The organism is uncultured Porphyromonas sp. (assembly GCF_934359325.1).
In the GTDB taxonomy this organism is placed as follows: Bacteria; Bacteroidota; Bacteroidia; order Bacteroidales; family Porphyromonadaceae; genus Porphyromonas_A.
Genome location: NZ_CAKRLH010000271.1, coordinates 1 through 1,730 on the forward strand (window position 1 = coordinate 1; position 1,730 = coordinate 1,730).

Genomic DNA, 1,730 nt, shown 5'->3' on the forward strand with positions numbered 1-1,730 from the left:
TCGTCGCTGCCGAAGTAGATCTGCCACCAGCCCACATCGGGGAAGCAGGTGACGGAGGCCTCAACATTGTAGACCCAGCCGCGCTGTTCTCTCAGCTCGACATTGAGCCGGGTATTCATCCCATCTCCCGCCAGGAGCTGGAGGAGGAGGTTCTGAGCCGCACGGTCAGGATCGTTGTAGGTCACGCCGAGACCACCGAGGAGGGTGTGCGCCTGGTGGGTTCGGCTGTGGACGATATGGGGAGACTGGTCGGTCAGGGCTATGGGGAGCTGCAGCTCCGGTCTGGGTGAGGACTGGACCCGTGAGGAGAAGGGCACCGACAGGTACCGCTGACAGAGCTCCTCGAAGCGCTGTGGCGTCACCTGTCCCATCACGAAGAAGAGCAGCCGATCGGGGCGAAACGTGCGCTCCGTATAGCTCAGCAGATCCACCCGACTCATCCGGTCGAGACTCCGGGTGTCACCGAGGATCGGGTGTGCCAGGGTCTGGTCTCGGAAGAAGCGCTCGTCCCACTCGTCGAAGATCCGATCCGACGGGGTGTCCCGGTAGAGATTGATCTCGTCGCGCACCACTCCCCGCTCCAGCTCAAGCTCCCGCTCAGGGAAGGTGCTATGGCGGATCAGATCTCCGAGGAGCTCCATGGCTCGAGTCAGCTCCCCTCGCGGTCCGACGGTATAGACGACGGTCTCGTCCTTCGTCGTATAGGCATCTATGGAGCCGCCCACCACCTCCATCCGATTGCGGATGTGATCCGCACGGCGGTGGGTCGTCCCCTTGAAGAGGGTATGCTCGACGAAGTGAGCCAGCCCCGGCAGCCCCTTGGGATCATCCCGACTACCGGAGTGGATTCCAAATCCACACCACACCACTCGACTCCGTACCGGGAGCAGGGCGCAGCGCAGACCGTTCTCAAGCGTCACCGTATGGTATGCAGCAGTCATTGTCCTCACTTTTTTCGCCACAAAGGTACCCTTTTTACCACTCTTCCCCTCAGGCAAGAGCATCTCCCGGGAGGGGAGGCATCCCTACGGGGACCGGCTCGCCGACGGTATATCGGAGGCGATGTCCGGTCACTCCTCGTCAGCGGGGCGGTGCCCCTTGTGGAGGTGGTAGGAGATCCGCTCCACGATGACGCAGAGCATAGGCGCGGCGATGAGGATCGTGCGCAGTGCTACGGGTGAGAGACGACTCGTGCGCCCCATTCCGATGAGCAGTCCCAGCAGGATGTATAGGGGATAGAAGAGGATCGGGTACTGCTTCCTGATAAACGTCCGATCAGGGAGTAGGCGCTCCTGCCCGATGGCCCGGCGGAGCAGTAGGCCTACTGCGAGGGCTCCGACGAGCGCCCCGAGGGAGAGCCACACCGGCACCACTTCCCTGGGCGCGAGATAGACTGCCGTTAGGAGTAAGAAAAACTCGCACATCCACTGGTACAATGTGCGGCTGTGCCGGCTCCGCCCGCTGATCGTGCCACCGAAGTAGACGATGGAGAGCAGCAGCGGCACGACAAAGTAGTAGCCGATCCGATCCATGGGGCTATCGTGAGGCGATCAGACGTTGAAGCGGAAGTTCATGATGTCCCCGTCCTGCACGACGTAGTCCTTCCCCTCGACGTAGAGCTTGCCGGCCTCCTTGACCGCCTGCTCGCTCCGGAGGGCAATGAAGTCGTCGTACTTGATCACCTCGGCGCAGATAAATCCGCGCTCAAAGTCGGAGTGGATCACGCCCGC

General features: G+C 62.0%; 3 protein-coding genes. All 3 read right to left on the minus strand.

Annotation, left to right across the window (positions count from 1 at the left end; all coding sequences use genetic code 11):
• Positions 1-941, minus strand: a 941-nt coding sequence (locus Q0F21_RS07710) for a pitrilysin family protein (RefSeq protein ID WP_297238816.1), incomplete at its 3' end; no start/stop codon positions are given.
• 129 nt (positions 942-1,070) lie between these two features.
• Positions 1,071-1,532 carry a hypothetical protein gene (locus tag Q0F21_RS07715; RefSeq protein ID WP_297238817.1) on the minus strand — a complete coding sequence of 154 codons (462 nt, stop codon included), beginning with the start codon at positions 1,530-1,532 and terminating at the stop codon, positions 1,071-1,073.
• 18 nt (positions 1,533-1,550) lie between these two features.
• Positions 1,551-1,730: DUF933 domain-containing protein (locus tag Q0F21_RS07720; RefSeq protein ID WP_297238819.1), on the minus strand; the 180-nt coding region annotated here is incomplete at its 5' end.